Annotated in this window: 13 protein-coding genes; 3 read left to right on the top strand and 10 right to left on the bottom strand. The window is 51.6% G+C overall.

The window, feature by feature from the left end:
* Window positions 1-14: 14 nt before the first annotated feature.
* The 5 genes from GK091_RS03355 to hemA form a co-directional block, all read right to left on the bottom strand.
* The gene (locus GK091_RS03355; protein WP_164035200.1) at window positions 15-482 is read right to left on the bottom strand and encodes an NADH-quinone oxidoreductase subunit A; all 468 of its coding nucleotides are present in this window, start codon (window positions 480-482) and stop codon (window positions 15-17) included.
* 42 nt (window positions 483-524) lie between these two features.
* Window positions 525-1133, bottom strand: coding sequence for a porin family protein (locus tag GK091_RS03350; RefSeq protein ID WP_164035199.1), 609 nt, complete (start codon window positions 1131-1133; stop codon window positions 525-527).
* Between the two features lie 210 nt (window positions 1134-1343).
* Complete coding sequence (locus GK091_RS03345) at window positions 1344-1904, bottom strand: YqgE/AlgH family protein (protein WP_164035198.1); 561 nt, start codon at window positions 1902-1904, stop codon at window positions 1344-1346.
* Between the two features lie 139 nt (window positions 1905-2043).
* Window positions 2044-2637, bottom strand: a complete 594-nt coding sequence (locus tag GK091_RS03340; protein WP_164035197.1) for a DUF4230 domain-containing protein — start codon at window positions 2635-2637, stop codon at window positions 2044-2046.
* 85 nt (window positions 2638-2722) lie between these two features.
* On the bottom strand, window positions 2723-4006 hold the full coding sequence (hemA, locus tag GK091_RS03335; RefSeq protein ID WP_164035196.1) for a glutamyl-tRNA reductase: 1284 nt from the start codon (window positions 4004-4006) through the stop codon (window positions 2723-2725).
* Between the two features lie 350 nt (window positions 4007-4356).
* Here hemA and GK091_RS03330 point away from each other — a divergent pair, with 350 nt between their 5' ends.
* Window positions 4357-5598 (top strand): sensor histidine kinase, encoded by a 1242-nt coding sequence (locus GK091_RS03330; RefSeq protein ID WP_164035195.1) that lies wholly within the window; start codon window positions 4357-4359, stop codon window positions 5596-5598.
* Window positions 5599-5614: 16 nt separating this feature from the next.
* Here the strand turns inward: GK091_RS03330 and GK091_RS03325 are convergent, their stop codons facing one another.
* Entirely contained in the window at window positions 5615-6157 is a 543-nt protein-coding gene (locus GK091_RS03325; protein WP_164035194.1) for a hypothetical protein, read from the bottom strand.
* A 53-nt stretch (window positions 6158-6210) separates the two neighbouring features.
* On the opposite strand from GK091_RS03325, the gene GK091_RS03320 reads away from it, so the two are divergent.
* Window positions 6211-7281 (top strand): LuxE/PaaK family acyltransferase, encoded by a 1071-nt coding sequence (locus GK091_RS03320; RefSeq protein ID WP_164035193.1) that lies wholly within the window; start codon window positions 6211-6213, stop codon window positions 7279-7281.
* Window positions 7282-7333: 52 nt separating this feature from the next.
* Here the strand turns inward: GK091_RS03320 and GK091_RS03315 are convergent, their stop codons facing one another.
* Together GK091_RS03315 and GK091_RS03310 are read right to left on the bottom strand one after the other, a co-directional pair.
* Window positions 7334-8485 carry a sigma-54-dependent transcriptional regulator gene (locus GK091_RS03315; RefSeq protein ID WP_164035192.1) on the bottom strand — a complete coding sequence of 384 codons (1152 nt, stop codon included), beginning with the start codon at window positions 8483-8485 and terminating at the stop codon, window positions 7334-7336.
* A gap of 199 nt (window positions 8486-8684) precedes the next feature.
* Complete coding sequence (locus tag GK091_RS03310; RefSeq protein WP_164035191.1) at window positions 8685-12029, bottom strand: glycoside hydrolase family 2 TIM barrel-domain containing protein; 3345 nt, start codon at window positions 12027-12029, stop codon at window positions 8685-8687.
* Window positions 12030-12154: 125 nt separating this feature from the next.
* Here GK091_RS03310 and GK091_RS03305 point away from each other — a divergent pair, with 125 nt between their 5' ends.
* Window positions 12155-13099, top strand: coding sequence for an alpha/beta hydrolase (locus GK091_RS03305; RefSeq protein ID WP_164035190.1), 945 nt, complete (start codon window positions 12155-12157; stop codon window positions 13097-13099).
* A gap of 31 nt (window positions 13100-13130) precedes the next feature.
* On the opposite strand, the gene GK091_RS03300 is transcribed toward GK091_RS03305, so the two are convergent.
* Window positions 13131-13658: a DUF2911 domain-containing protein gene (locus GK091_RS03300; protein WP_164035189.1), complete on the bottom strand. Its 528-nt coding sequence runs from the start codon at window positions 13656-13658 to the stop codon at window positions 13131-13133.
* A gap of 200 nt (window positions 13659-13858) precedes the next feature.
* The gene (uvrB, locus tag GK091_RS03295) at window positions 13859-15880 is read right to left on the bottom strand and encodes an excinuclease ABC subunit UvrB (RefSeq protein WP_164035188.1); all 2022 of its coding nucleotides are present in this window, start codon (window positions 15878-15880) and stop codon (window positions 13859-13861) included.
* Between the last annotated feature and the right edge of the window lie 275 nt (window positions 15881-16155).

Raw genomic sequence — 16155 nt, 5'->3', positions numbered from 1 at the left:
TTTTGGTCGTGAGCTCAACGCTTATAGCGCTCGTTCACCTTCTGATACAAATCGGCTGGCACTTTCGTTTCCATCGTCGGCACCTTCGGTTGGGGTTTTACCCAATCCAGATAGCCTTTCGCCCAGACATAAGCCAGCCCAAGGGCTAGTATGGCTACGAATAAGAAGGCTTCGGCCAGCGCAAACCAGCCCCACAGCCCATCCGTTGCCTTAATCAGCGATGCCTGCCCAAACACGGTAGCCCACGGAAACAGGAAAGCCAGCTCGACGTCGAACAAAACAAACACCAGCGCTACGACATAAAACCGGATGTTGAACTGCACATTGGCGTTCCCGACGGGCTCCTCCCCCGACTCATACGTGCTGTTTTTCTCGACATTCGGGCGGTGTGGCCGCAATAAGCTAGCGCCAAACAAAACGATGCCGATGAAGGCGAACGCAGCCAGAATGAACAATAACAGAACGCCAAAGTCGGAGAGCATAGCCTTTCGGTTTGTGATTTACCGCGCCCGGTAATCCGTACCCTATTTTTTCTTTTTCGGGTACAGATTGTAAACGATCGACGCCTGAAAAACACGGTTCTGGTAGGTGGCCGTGGCCTCGGGCGATACGTTCGTCAGGCCGTAGATGTAGCGGACATGCAAACTGAATTTATCGAGCATATCCAGAAAATCGTAATGTACGCCCAAAACAGCCCCCAGATCGTTGTTGCGGCCCGGTCCGTTGGTCGAGCCGGAATTGAGCGCGTAACTGAATTCCGGTCCGGCCTGTATCGTCAGTCCTTCGGTTGGAATATAACCCAGCAATAGCGGTAAGCTCAGATAGGTGTACGAGTTATTGACGTTCAGACGGGTTCCGCCCGTTTGCTCCACCTGAAACGAACCGCCTTTGATATTGAGCAACAATTCAGGCTGCAACACGACCTTATGGAGCCGATAGCGGTACATAATACCCAGATTCGGGTCCAGATTCTGCTTTGGAATATTAGCGCTGGTGCCGGACAGGCTAAGCCGAGTGAGCCCTCCGCCCACTTTCACACCAAAATGGCCACCAACTGGGTTATTGCTCTGCGCCCGCAACAATAGGGGCGAACTGAATAAAAAGGTAAAAAGTAGTAGTCGGGAAACCTGCATACAAAACGGATGGAAGGAAGTTGACCCTCCAATAACGGCTGATTATCCGACAAAATTGGTTAAAAAAAGTTAAGAAGCCGTTTGAGCCAGCACTTTTAACATGTGGCGGCTGGACTGCCCGTCCCAAACCAGGCGCGTGACTGCTGTCTTCGTACCAGAATCGGGCTTGCTGCTAACCCGCTCATTCCACCAACCCAATCGGGCTTGCCGTTAATTCAGCCGTGGATCAACCGGATAATGGGCAATCGACTTGAACTCTCCGCCCATCCGTTTGAGCACCCCCCGCCAGAACTGATCGGCAGGCGTCTCGAATAGAAAGGTCGCGTCGGCCCGGCCAACAATCCAGGCTTTCTGATCGAGTTCACTAGCCAGTTGCCCGGCATCCCAGCCCGAATAGCCGACAAAAAACCGAATATCGCGATTAGTAAGCGTACCCATATTGATAGCCTGCTTCACCTGATCGAAATCCCCGCTCCAGTACAGACCGTTCGTTACACGGATGGAACCATCAATCAGATCGGGCCGCCGGTGAATAAAATGCAATGTATTCTGCTGAACAGGCCCACCAACGAATAATTCCTGCGTAACATACACATCATCGATGATGTCAGGCAGTTGCAGATCCGTAGTCTGGTTCAATACCAAACCGAATGTACCCGCCGGGCTGTGTTCGCAGACCAGCACAACGCTGCGATCAAAGTTGGTATCACCCATAAAGGGTTCGGCAATCAACAGACTGCCATTCGTGACGGGTGGCGTGTTGGCATTCATAACCCTCGGAACGTTAGAGATTGTTACGCTGAAAACGATATACTGTAAATGATGTTACCAAAATGATGCCGAATACTATCGTTTTGGCTGTAAGTGTCTTTTATACGGAGAAAAACTTGAAGTAGATTCCCCCATACCCCTATTCCTGAAAGGTAAGCCGTATTTTCCGGCCCGAAATACGTTCGAGCAAGGGACGCAGCATCCGGTCGGCGTTCTGACGCGTCTGCTCCAGAATACCACCATTCAGTGCCGACTGTCGGATCTGACGTTCTGCCTGTTGATAAGCATCACTTACCAGTTGCGACTGGTCCAGAAACGAAAAGTGCGTGTCGTAGACCCGTGATCGGTCGTGGTTAATTTTCCAGCTGCAAAGCTCAGGTTTGGGTAATTTCACCGTTATCGAATCACCATCAGCCCGAACGTCATCCGGTTTAATTCGGGTCAAGTCGATACAACCCGTAGCCTGACCTTCAACGATTAACACGGCGTTCGCGTTGGGCAAAAAGGTATTGACCTGCTCGTGTTCGATAATGTCCTTAAACGTGTAGCTCACTAGTTCCAGTTTACCCAACGCCGTCACTTCTTTCAGAACGATGCTTTGTGTAGTCTTGTCGCCCTTCCGAAACCGACTCATCACATCACTGCCACGAATCTGCTCCCAAATGGCGATCAGGCCCGCCACCAGAATAGCGAATACAAACAGACGAAGTAGTACAGTTAACAATCGAGACATAGGGTGAATGAGGCATTGTTCCTAAAAAAGAAAAACTCCCAAATCAATAACGATTTGGGAGTTTTTCCAGTATCAGTCGGGCAAACTAGTGCAGTTGTCTATGTTCGTCAGCCGATTGTTTTTCCAGATCGAACAGATCATTCAGCACATCGATCAGGGTTTCCGCTTCGCCACGCTTGCAGGCAGCTTTGAGCTGAAGTACAGGTAGCTTGATGATTTTCTGCATGATCCCACGCGTTATCTTTTCGACCTTTTCCGACTCATCGGCGGTCAGGTGCTTCATGTGCCGGGCAATTTCGTCCTTGCGAATCTGCTCCAGCGCATTTTTCAGTTTGTTAATCGTTGGTGAAACGACCATTTCTTTCGACCAGTCGCCAAATTCGGCTACAGCCTGCGCCACGATGGCTTCAACCTGTGGAATCGAAGCTAATCGCTGGTTCAACGCTTCGTCGGCCCGGTTGCGAATGTGATCGATGTTATAGACCAGCACACCCGGAATCTGCTCGACGGCGGCATCGACACTGCGGGGCATCGACAGATCGATAAAATATTTGTAGGTCAGTACGTTCAGTTTTTCCAGCAAGGCTGGTGTAATGAGCGGCTCATTGCGCATAACCGACGAAATGATTACGTCGGCCCGGCGAATTTCGTCGGTCAGGTTCGCAAAATCCGCAATCCGGAAACCATGTTTCTGCGCCAGCGATTCCGTTTTAGCCTGCGTCCGGTTGCAAAGCGTGATGTTTTTCATGTTCCTGGCATCCAGGTTCATGCAAACGTCAGCACCAATTTCACCCAAACCAACGACCAGCACATTGGGGTTCTGGTTATCACCAACTAACTCATCAATCAAATCGACAGCTGCGTAGGAAACCGAAGCGGCTCCATCGCGGAACGCTGTTTCCTGCGCAACGCGCTTGTTGGTAAAGAAGATCGTGTGCATCAGCCGGTGTAAAAATGGCCCGGCCATATCCAGATCAGCCGACCATTGATACGACTGCTTCACCTGATTCGGAATCTGCATGTCGCCAACTACCTGCGAATGCAACCCGACACATACTTCGAACAGATGCTTGACGGCATCGGTATGTGCATTGAAAAACTGAAAATAAGGCAAATACTGATCCATGTCAGTCAGGCCTTTTTCAATGAGCAGCAACCGGGCAATATCAGCGTTAAGATCCTGCTCGAACGCGTAATAGACTTCAGTACGGTTGCACGTCGAAACAACGAGCAGGTCCGATAAGCCAAAAAAATCCCGCAACCGAAGCATCAATCGCTTTGCTTCTTCTTCGTTAAGTGCAATTAATTCCCGCACACGGAGGGGAGCCGTTTTATGGGATAAACTAATTGATTTGAAAGTATCTAACATTGCTACGGATCACACGAATTAGCCATTGGCTAGTGCAAAATTACGGCACAATTACCGGACATGGAAACAGAGTGTAAAACGGTTATTCTATTTAGAATTTATCCAAATAGCAGATCGATTTCTTCGCTGAATCCTATTCTATTTTTTAACACGCATCCCCTGACAGACGTTCGATTTTGTACAATTAAACCACTTTTAACGTTTAAACTTGGGGAGCAAAAAACTATGTTACCCCAATACGGACGAACAACGGGATGGGTTGCTTGTTGATCGTTTAGTTTGTCACTGAGTACCCTTTACGATTTATGTGGCTTTTCTGAACGTATAGCCCGGATTCGCAGACCAAACCTATGCTGAAATCATTCGATATCTATAATCAGAATAACATTCTCAAGATCATCGTTGCCATCAACCTGCTGCTGGTCGGAACGGGTTCGCTGATGTATACCGATCGGCTGATCAACAAGCTGGAAAGCCGGGAAGAAAAGTATATTCAACTGTATGCCAGCGGCATTGCTTACCTAGTCGACCCCAATCACACTAATTCAGGCGATATCACCTTCGTAACTGATCAGATATTAAAAGCGAATCACACGATTCCGGCTATTTACGTCGATCCCAGTGGAGCGATAGCCTTCAATAAAAATATCGACCTCCCTCCAAATATAACATCGGAGGAAATGGAGAAATTTTTAAGGGACAAGATTGTGGAGATGCGGAAGAAGCACACACCGCTGACGGTTGAAATGGGCGATGGGCAGCGAGGTCTTGTTTACTACACGAACTCCAAGTTATTAAGACAGTTAACGTATTTCCCGTATGCGCTGCTAGCTATTCTGATGGCCCTGGGCGTTCTCGCCTATCTTGCGTTCAGTTCGTCGCGTCGGGCGGAACAGAACCGGGTGTGGGTCGGTTTGGCCAAAGAAACCGCACACCAACTTGGGACACCCATGTCGTCGCTGATGGCGTGGGTCGAGTACATGCGTTCCGATCCAGGTCAATTCGATGAATCGATCACCGACGAGATTGAAAAAGATGTTCGGAGGCTGGAAACAATTACGGCGCGGTTTTCCAGCATCGGTTCAATTCCTACGCTGAAAGACGAAAACATCAAGGACGTAGTCGAACAGTTCACCAGCTATCTGGCACGGCGGATTTCGACAAAGGTCAAGATGAGTCTGACCAGTCAGTTACCAGCCGGTCAGACGGTGAAGATCAATAAATTACTGTTTGAGTGGGTCATCGAAAACATCTGCAAAAACGCCGTTGATGCCATGAAGGGTGTGGGCGAATTACGACTCAACATTCTGGCGTTGCCTAACCACGAGATAGCCATCGATATCAGCGATACCGGGAAAGGAATTCCCAAAACGAGCATGCAAAAGGTTTTCACACCGGGGTTCAGCACGAAAAAACGCGGCTGGGGTCTGGGCTTGGCCCTGGCCAAACGCATCGTGGAAGAGTATCACAACGGTCGTTTGTTTGTCAAAAGCTCAGAAGTTGGCAAAGGCACAACGTTTCGAATCATCCTGAGAGCCGATAAAGAGCAGAAGGCCGTGGTGGAACCACAGCCTTCTGCTAAAGAAGCTTAACGAATACTCCCTGTTATTAAAGGGGAAATGGCAGACCAATCGTATCGGTTTCGACAACGTTGCTTACGTTCAGGCTTCGGTCGCGAATTCTAATCTGGAACTTGGTCGGATAGATCCTGAAACTCGTACCATAGGTAAAAATCTGGTTGAAGTCGATCGAACCCTCAATAGCCCCTTTGGGTTTACCTCTGGTCAGATCAGGAAAGAACAATACTCTGTTGATCGTCGGCGGCAGTTCTACATATTGTCGATTGATGAGCCGGAAGGTACGAATATCATAATTTCCCCAACCACCATTTTGCGCATAGCGGGCCGAATCACCTTTTGCGATCGGAATATCGTTACCCAGATCGCCATCGCCATCTTTGAAACCAATGGTAACGACCACCGAATCCCGCTTCGATCTACCGACGCCTTGTCCAGCCGCAATGGTATACTTGAAAATACCTTTGAAGTCTACCGCCGGGGTGTTGGAATAGTTTGGCTCGTTAAAACAGGAAGCCAGCGTGAGGGCCATTCCCAACGCCAGAAAATACGGTTGAATTAGTTGCCGTTGCATACTGTTGTACTGGTAGTGCAAATAAACGTTTTGTTACTTTGTTTCTTTCATCAATGCTTTCGCCCGAGGCAGCGGCAATGCGGGAATCGCTTCGCCAGCAAATCCTGACCATCAGTGAGCGCCCACTCGATTCCGCTCCATTTGAACAGCTCGCTGTAGCCGTTTTTCAGTACCAGGCCACCTATAACCCCATTTACCGGGACTATTTGCAGCACTTAGGCGTTCAGTCCGATGCGGTTACGGAACTACGCCGAATTCCGTTCATGCCCATCGGTTTTTTCAAGAAACATTCGGTCCTGACCGGTTTAACAGCCGATGCCGAGTTTCAGAAAAACACGCTGACCTTTGCCAGTAGCGGAACTACAGGCGAACAGACCAGTCGTCATTTTGTGCCCGATTCGGCGCTCTATGACGCGATCAGTACCCATATTTTTGAGCAAACATACGGTCCGCTCAGCAACTTCCACATACTGGCCTTGCTGCCGTCTTACCTTGAACGAAATAACTCGTCGCTCGTGTATATGGTTCAGCGATTTATGGACCAGACAGCTTCCGGCAAATCCGGCTTTTTTCTGCACAACCACGACGAATTGACCGAACAACTCCGGCAACTTACGCAGCAGCCCGACCAGAAAAAAATTCTGCTTATCGGTGTTACGTTCGGTCTGTTGGATTGGGCAGAATCGGGCACCGATCTGTCTTTTCTAGCGCAGAATCCAAATCTGGTTGTTATGGAAACGGGCGGCATGAAAGGGCGTCGGCAGGAATTGCTGCGGCAGGAAGTTCACGCGATTTTAACGGATCAGCTTGGTGTTCAGGCCATTCATTCCGAATATGGGATGACAGAATTATTGTCTCAGGCTTACTCAGTCGGGAATGGCGTCTTCAGGCCAAGCCCTACCTTACGCGTGTTTCTGCGCGACATCAACGATCCTTTCCTGCTTTATCCGAATGATTACAAACGCGCGGGGGGTATCAACGTCGTCGATTTAGCCAATCTGGATTCCTGTGCCTTTATCGAAACGCAGGATTTGGGGCAATACACGGAAGACAATGGCGATTTTCAGGTCATTGGCCGGTTCGACAATTCCGATGTTCGGGGCTGTAACTTACTGGTCCTTTAACGGATTTGGTATGGATTTATCGAATAGATCCATACCAAATCCGCCCGTTACGTTAGGCATACGCTTTCACATCGTCCAGCGAAATTTCCTCGCCACACATGATCACCAGCCGCTCGACAACGTTACGAAGTTCGCGGACGTTACCTGTCCACGCCAGCGACTGGAGGTAGGTCATGGCATCAGGCATGATTTCTTTTACGGGCGATCCGTAATCGGCAGCAATGTCCTGTAGGAATTTATCGGTCAATAGCGGAATATCGGTACGACGTTGCGCCAATGGTGGCACATGAATGACGATAACGCTCAGGCGGTGGAATAAATCTTCGCGAAAATTACCGTTCACGATTTCCTGCCGCAAATCCTTGTTCGTAGCGGCAATGACCCGCACGTTCACTTTGATTTCTTTATCGCCACCGACGCGGGTAATTTTATTTTCCTGCAACGCCCGAAGTACTTTCGCCTGCGCTGACAGGCTCATATCACCGATCTCATCCAGAAACAGCGTTCCGCCATCGGCCTGCTCGAATTTACCAACCCGACGGGCGCTGGCTCCGGTGAACGCCCCTTTCTCGTGACCAAACAACTCACTTTCGATCAGTTCGCCGGGTATAGCAGCGCAGTTCACTTCGATGAGTGGCTGGTTTGACCGACTGCCTTTATCGTGAATCTGCTTGGCCACCATTTCTTTCCCGGAACCGTTCGCACCGGTTATCAGTACTCTGGCTTCCGTTGCCGCAACCCGATTGATGGTTTCTTTTACTTTCCGGATCGGATCGGAGTCACCAACAATCTCATTGAGCTTATAGATACGCTTTTTCAGCGTTTTGGTCTCCTGCACTAGTTTAGACCGCTCGATGGCATTACGGACCGTAATGAGCAAGCGGTTCAGATCGGGTGGTTTCGTAATGAAATCAAAGGCTCCGCGCTTTGTGGCTTCAACGGCGTTCTCCACATTTCCGTAGGCTGAAATCATAATGAACTGCGTGCCTTTGCTGGCTTCGGTGGCCTTCATCAGCAATTCCAGCCCGTCCATTTTCGGCATCCGAATATCGCAGAGTGCTACATCGTAGCTTGTGCGACCAATCATTTCCAACCCCTCTTCGCCATCTTTAGCTTCATCTACCTCGTAGCCTTCGTACTCTAAAATATCGCGTAGAGCTGCCCGGATGCTCTTTTCGTCATCTACGATAATCAATTTGGCCATGCGCGTGGGTATAGGTTTGGGTGTGCCAAAGCACGGGGACGAAAATAGTAATTTTGCAACTACAAGTGCAAACGTAACGAATAAAGGTTTCCTAACATAGACCTACCACACGCAGCTTAGTAGCCTACCTGCCTTGCTTTATACTCGTTGTTGCCCCCCACCGGAAGTGGGTCTGACAGGCAACAACGAGGGTTTACGCCTAACGTGGCAACGGTAGGGCAATCACTTCAGCCAGATTCGTTCGGGCATCGACTGGCCGCATCCGGAACGAATAGGTGTATGCTTTGCCGGCTGGCAACTGATATTCCGGATGTACGCGGGGTGTCCAGCTATCGTCGCCCCCCAACCCCATCTGCGCCATATCTACGTTGACAACAGTCACCGCACCACGTTCCACCTCCTGATGGTCGGGCTGTTTGGCTTTTACCAGGGCGGCATCGGTATAATCGCGGGCGTTGATATTCAGCAATGTATGGGAGTTTGCGTCGGCCATAATCAGCAGACCAACACCGGCCCTGTCGGTCAGCTCGGCCCAGCGAACGTCGGTTTTATTGCCATTTTCCTGCGCCATCGTGTATGGAAAAAACTGGTCGGCAACCGTACGATCATACAGCCCTACTTTAGCCGCATCTTTTCGATCAGCGTAACTTTCGAAGGGGCCCCGACCGTACCACTTCATGTTGCTACTTGTCGCCGGCATCTGAAACTGCATACCTACCCGAGCCAGTGGCGGCAGATCGCCCGAGGACGTATAGGTTGTTGTAACCTGCACATCACCCGTACCGTAAACGATGTACTGCGTGTGCTGGACCAGCGTGTTGCCCTTGCTCGCAGCTTTGGTCGTGATTAACTCGTTCGCCGGATCGGTTTTCTGCGAGAGCGTATCGCCACCGCCAATCAGGGCATTGGTAAAGCTGACACGAACCAGGCGCGGGTTAATTTCCAGTTTGACCGTGATGGGTCGGGCTCTGGCCGTGTCCAGACCCGCCTGACGCCAGCGAGCCGCAAACGAACGGGGACCACCGCCTTCGTCATTATCCGTCGGTACGCGCCAGACGCTGGGTTGCAGGCCCTGAGCCAGCAAATTTTTTCCCCTGAACAGCCATTGCTCAAGCGCACCGATTTTTTTGTCGAAAACCACGGTAAAACCGTTTCCACGGACCGTTATGGCGGTACCTGACTGGGTTACTTTGACCGGCGGAATTTGACTTATACCCATAACGGCTTGAACCGGCGAATCGGCTTTTATGGAAAATTGTCCCGAAGCCACTTCGTGACCGGCAGGTGCCCAGCTTGCGGCCTGTTTCAGTCGAATGCTCACGTTCAAAAAGTATTCGCTGGCCAGCGATGCCGCAGTGGTCGGAACGGCGCGGGCGTTGCCCGTAACCTGACGGAGATCAATAACGTCAGGGATGCGGACCGGCAAGGTGAGCACCTGCGTTTGACCCGGTTTCGCCACCAGATTATTCTCTCCCCCCCGCTGCACAACCTCACCGTTACGAATCAGCTCCCACTCCAGCCGGAACGGTTCCAGCGTCTGAAAATCGTAGGTGTTCCGAACGTTGATCTTCACGGACCCGTCGGTCCTGATTTGTGTCGCTGACAAGGGAAGTTGCGTAGCCAGTTTCACGTATTGATAGACCAGTTTCACCTCATTGATTTCGGGCTGGGGTGTCCGGTCCGGGTTGACCAGGCCGTCGCCCGCGTTGGCCCCGTCGATGTGGTTGACGTGGTCGGTGTACTCCTTTCCCGCTTTATTTTTTAATCGCAATCCCTGATCGACCCAGTCCCAGATGAACCCACCCTGCATGCGCGGATACTTGTCAATAGCCGCCCAGTAATCCTTCAGGTTCCCAACGCTGTTACCCATCGCATGCGCATACTCACAAACGATAAGCGGACGGTTTGGATCTTTTTCCATCAGCTTAACCATGTCATCTACGGACGGATACATCGTCGAAATAATGTCGAAACTCGTCAGTGATGTACCCGTATACGGTCGGCGTCCTTCGTAATGAATGGGTCGCGTCGGGTCGATCAGGCGGACAATATCAGCCATATCCCGAAAATTTTGCCCCATATCCGATTCGTTACCGAGCGACCAGATGACAATGGACGGGTGATTTTTGTCGCGCTCCACCATAGCCCGCCCCCGCGCCACGAACGCATCCCGCCATTCGGGTTTATCAGCCGGCGACTGCCCTTTCGACCATAGATCGTGACTCTCGATATTGGCTTCGTCGATCACATAAAGACCGTATTCATCGCAGAGGTCGTACCAGTCCGTTACGTTTGGATAATGCGACGTACGAACGGCGTTAATGTTATGCTGCTTCATCAGCTTGATATCCTGAAGCATGGACTCGCGGCTGATCACGCGGCCGGTTATTGGATCGAACTCGTGGCGGTTCACTCCTTTGTAGGTTACCGGCTTGCCGTTGACCAGTAATTGCCCACCCGTTAGCGTCATTTCCCGGAAACCGATACGCTGACTGACGGCTTCCCACACCTGATCGTCAGCCCCGATGAGTTGAAGCGACAGCGTGTACAGCGACGGAGACTCCGCACTCCAGAGCGCGGGATTATTTACGACTTTGCTCAGCCGAAAAAGTGTTTCCTGCCCGGTATTGACGGCCGTTTCAGAATTCATCGTCTCCGCAAAGATGGCCTTCCGTTTCGGATCGTATAATGTAGCCCGGAGTCGGTAAGGCACCTGCGCCAGCGTTGACGACAGATTCCGGACGTTCGCCGTCAGTTTCAGCGTGGCGTCGCGGTACTGATCGTCCAGATCGGTCGTGACATACAGATCGCGCAGGTAGGTTGACGGGGTGGCATACAGGAATACATCGCGGAAAATGCCAGCGATCCGCCAGTAGTCCTGATCTTCGAGGTAGCTCCCATCCGACCAGTTGATCACCTCAACGGCCAGCAGATTCTCACCGGTTTTGAGCTTATCCGTGATGAGAAATTCAGCGGGTGTCATCCCGTCTTCGTGGTAACCAACCGGCTGCCCGTTCAGGAAAACACGACACGTTGATTGCACCCCCCCAAAATGCAGGAACACGTTCCGATCCTGAAAATTAGCAGGAACCGTAAAGCGCATTCGATAGAGGCCAACTGCGTTCGTGTCGGACGTGATGCGCGGGGGCGTAACGGGAAACGGGTGCTTGATATTCGTAAAAATCGGACGATCGTAGGGCCGTCCCTCGCGGGCACCGACTACCTGCCAGTTGGACGGGACCGGTAAATTATCCCAACTTTTGTCGTCGATGGTGGGTAGAAAAAAATCAGCGGGTACTTGGCTGGGGTGCTTCAACCAGCGAAACTTCCACGAGCCATTGAGCATTTTGACGAACGACGACGTTCGCCAGTCGGTTGCTTCTAGGGCTTTCTGTTCCGTAGCAAAAGGAATGAGCGTTGCGTGGGGCTTTTCGGTATTTCGGCTGATTACGTGCGGGTCCTCCCAATCGGGTACGGTCTGGCTCCAACTTTGGCTGACGGAGAAACTGGTCAAAAAGAGAGAGAATAGTAAGCTTTTGTGCATACGCAGCGCATTTAGTTCGTTAGAGAGGGAGGGCTTTCACAGCGCAGAGCGGCAGAACAGATGGCCTGTTCCAGCCAGCAGCTGTATTTCTTAGTAGTTTAGACGCGTCATATTACCCGCAAGTCATGAATTTTCGTCGTTTACTTTTCTGTTCACTGGTCGTTCTTCCGCTTCTTGTTTCGGGTCAATCGCGCCGACGCACCCAGCTGACAACTCCGCAGGCCAACGGTCCGGTTCCGGTTGTAGCCGCACCACAGGCTCACTTACTGGAGGGAATGGTGCTTAACAGTTCGCTCCTGAATCGGGGCGTCAAGTTCTCGATCTACCTCCCCCCCGACTATTATCAGTCTAACCGACGTTATCCGGTCGTTTACCTGCTGCATGGCTACGGCGACAATGAAACAGGCTGGATTCAGTTTGGTGAAGCCGACCGGATCGCCGACGCGGGCATTCAGTCGTCGGAACTTCCGCCAATGATCATCGTCATGCCCGATGGGGGTGCCACGTGGTTCATCAATGATTATCAAAATAAGGTTCGCTATGAGGATATGTTCGTTCAGGAGCTGATTCCACACATCGATTCGTCGTTTCGTACGCGTACCCAACGCGAATTCAGGGCGATAGCGGGTCTGTCGATGGGTGGCTTTGGTTCGCTGACGTTGTCCATGCACCACCCCGAACTGTTTAGTGCCTGTGCGGCCCTCAGTGCCGGGATACGCACCGACGAAGGATTTATGGCCCTCCCCGACGAACGCTATAACACCGTTTTTGCGCCCGTATTCAGCGGACCGGCCAAAGGTGAAGATCGACTGACAATGACCTGGAAACGCAACAGTCCGATCACGCTGGCTAAGTCAGCACCGGAAGGTGACCTGACAAAAATTCGCTGGTACATCGACTGTGGCGACGACGACGCCCTGACCGTTGGGAATGCCATGCTTCACCTGGCGTTACTCGATCGCAACATACCGCACGAATACCGGGTTCGGGATGGGGCTCATACGTGGTCTTACTGGCGCTCCGGCTTACCCGATGCGCTGAAGTTCATTTCCACAAATTTTCACCGGTAAATCCGCAAAGAGGACAGGTGTGCTAATCGCACTACTGTTTCCGAATCGGCACCACCACTTCGGTTTCATCCCAGGTCAGCAGCATATCGGCCCCACCCGGTTGTTCCACCAGATTGATCGTGAACTGTTCCGCGACCGGGCTGTGCTTGCGGGACGTAACCGGCACGCGCAGAACGTCTTTCGTTTGATCGTAGTTGGTGCCCCACTGGCCCGTTTCGCCATTCATAATAACGACCCAACTGGTTGCCGATGGGATTGTCCAGAGCGTGTACTCCCCGGCTTTCAACGGTTGCCCGGCGACGAGTACAGGCTGATCGAACTTGATAACGGTCGCTTCGTTGGCACCGGTTCGCCAGACGTTTCCGTATGGGACCAGGCCGCCAAAAATTACACGGCCTTTCTTTCGAGGCTGACAATAATCAACGCTGATGTTCAGCCCATTTTGATTGAGCTGCACCAGTGTTTCAGGACTGCTGGATTTCGTCCAGCTACGCAACGCAAATAAGCCGACGAGCAGAACAGCCGCGATAATGGCAAGAATGAACAGGACACGTTTCATGGTTATGGGTTGTAGTAGGTGGCTTTAAGCCTGATAAGCTGCAAGATAGCAAGTTTTGCCGCTCGATAGCGTTTACGTTCCACCGTTGGCAAATGGCGGTTACCAGCCACCGACCAAACCCAAAACATACTCATAGTAAACGGACAAGCGGTGACACAGCCGAACTGTGTCACCGCTTGTCACCTTAGCATTGCGGTGTATTACGCCGTTTCCTTCTTCAGTTTATCGCGCAGTTGAAACAGTTCGTCGCGCAGACGGGCCGCTTCCATAAAGTCGAGGTCTTTGGCCGCCCGTTCCATTTTTGACTGCGTTTCGTTGATCACTTTTTCCAGATCGCCCTTACCCATGTAGCGAACAACGGGATCGGCAGCGATCCGAATCTCTTCGGGCTCCACATAAAACTGTTTCGCCTTCGAATCGGCCACTTTGGTCTGCCCCATGATCGACTCGCGCGATTTCAGCACCGTTGTTGGTGTGATGCCATTGTCAGTGTTATATTCCAGCTGAATGGCTCGACGCCGGTCCGTTTCCTCAATGGCTTTTTGCATGGACCCTGTGATGCGGTCTGCGTACATAATTACCTTACCGTTCGAGTTCCGGGCCGCCCGGCCAATCGTCTGGATCAGTGACCGGATATCGCGTAGAAAGCCCTCTTTGTCGGCGTCCATGATCGCCACCAGCGACACTTCGGGTAAATCGAGTCCTTCGCGCAGCAGGTTGACGCCCACCAGCACATCGAAGTTACCTAGCCGCAGATCACGCAGAATTTCGACCCGATCGAGGGTTTTCACTTCGGAGTGGATGTAGCGCGTTTTGATACCGACACGGTCAAGGTATTTGGTTAATTCCTCCGCCATGCGCTTGGTCAAGGTCGTAACCAGCACCCGTTCCCCGTTTTTGATCCGACCGTCGATCGATTCGAGCAGATCGTCGATCTGGTTCAAGCTGGGTCGTACCTCAATTTCCGGATCGAGCAGTCCCGTTGGCCGGATCAGCTGTTCCACGACAACGCCTTCACTTCGACGCAATTCGTAATCGGATGGCGTAGCGGATACGTAGATCGTTTGCCCCGACAAATCTTCAAACTCCTGAAAGGTGAGCGGGCGGTTGTCCATCGCCGATGGCAACCGGAATCCATAATCGACAAGCGCCGTTTTGCGGGAACGGTCACCGCCCCACATGGCCCGAATCTGCGGAATGGTCACATGGCTCTCATCGACCACCATCAGGTAATCGTCGGGAAAATAGTCGAGCAGACAGAACGGACGTTGCCCCGGCTGACGCCGATCAAAATAACGCGAATAGTTTTCTATACCAGAACAATACCCCAGTTCGCGCATCATTTCCAGGTCGAATTCGGTCCGTTCCTTGATCCGGGTGGCTTCCTGCTCCCGAAACTCCGACTCAAAATAGCGTACCTGGGAAACCAGATCGTCCTGAATCTGGTACATAGCGCTGTTGAGCGTATCGCGGCCCGTCACGAAGAGGTTCGCCGGGAAAATAGTCACCAGATTCTCGTCCGAGATTTTCTTGCCAGTCGACGGATCGATTCGCTGGATGGTTTCGATTTCGTCGCCGAAGAAAATAACGCGGTAAGCGAAGTCAGCATAGGCGACGTACAGATCAACGGTATCACCCTTGACCCGGAAGTTGCCCCGCTGAAAATCACCTTCGGTTCGGCTGTACAGAATGCTGACCAGCTGATGCAGAAACTGGTTGCGGCTCATTTGCTCGCCAACACCAATCCGCACCACGTTCCGTTTGAATTCTTCGGGGTTACCCATACCGTAAATGCACGACACCGACGCAACGACGATTACATCGCGCCGACCGCTCATCAGTGCCGAAGTTGCCGCCAGCCGTAGCTTGTCGATTTCCTCATTGATGGCCAGATCTTTCTCGATATAGGTATTCGTGGTGGCAATGAACGCTTCCGGCTGGTAGTAATCGTAGTAGCTGATGAAATACTCGACAGCGTTGTCAGGAAAAAACTGCTTGAATTCGCCGTAAAGCTGGGCTGCCAGTGTTTTATTGTGACTCAGCACCAGTGTAGGTCGGCCCGTCTGAGCGATGAGGTTGGCAATCGTGAATGTCTTTCCACTGCCGGTCACACCCAGTAACACCTGCGACGGTTCGCCTTCATTGGTACCCTTAACCAGTTGTTCGATCGCCTTGGGCTGATCGCCGGTGGGTTGAAATTCTGAGGTTAATCTAAAGTTCATTAGCGCTGAAAGTAATCTGGCTAATTTACGACGTTCCGGGCTGGATTGCAAGCCTGTTTCGAACATAGTCCTGTTCCTAACCAGGGCCGACTAAATCTGGAGCAAGGCAGCTATCACCTTCTGTCGATCGTATGAAGAAGGCGAGTTGAGTCCGCTGAAATCAGCTCAGCCCGTTTATTGCCGGCAATGGCATATCAAAACAAAATAGCGGAACGGCAAGGACAATTTGATGCGCCGATCGTTCATAAGAAGACCAATGGTTGCAGGATCAGACT

This window comes from Spirosoma agri, from assembly GCF_010747415.1.
Taxonomy (GTDB): Bacteria; Bacteroidota; Bacteroidia; order Cytophagales; family Spirosomataceae; genus Spirosoma; species Spirosoma agri.
Note: the sequence above shows the minus strand (reverse complement) of the source record. Positions and strands in the feature narration are given on the sequence as shown.